The organism is Stutzerimonas azotifigens (assembly GCF_013522725.1).
Classification (GTDB): Bacteria; Pseudomonadota; Gammaproteobacteria; order Pseudomonadales; family Pseudomonadaceae; genus Stutzerimonas; species Stutzerimonas azotifigens_A.
In genome coordinates this window covers 1-288 of record NZ_JAAMRF010000033.1, presented here as the reverse complement: position 1 = coordinate 288, position 288 = coordinate 1, and the positions used below count along the sequence as shown (strand labels likewise).

Here is a 288-nt window from a genome sequence, read left to right as displayed (position 1 = left end):
TTCTTGATTTGCACCGTTTAGCTGCCAACAGTGCGGCTCGCGCGCCATGGATCAACAAGGTGCGCACGTAGACGTTGCCCTTGCAGCTGATTCGCCCAAGCCTGCGCCGCTCGCCGCTGCTGTATTCGTTCGGCGTCATGCCCAACCAGGCGCTCAAGTGCCGGCCACTGGCGAAGCGCTCGGGTTTGCCGACGGCGGTTTTCAAGGCACTGGCCGTCAGCAAACCGATGCCACTGACTTCGTCGAGCTTACGGATTATCTCGTCATCGGCATGCCAGCGCGCCAGTT

General features: G+C 61.1%; 1 protein-coding gene. It reads right to left on the bottom strand.

All coding sequences use genetic code 11. The features are described 5' to 3' along the window. The coding region (locus G7026_RS22520; RefSeq protein WP_181073275.1) for a transposase at positions 1–288 on the bottom strand (288 nt) is incomplete at both ends.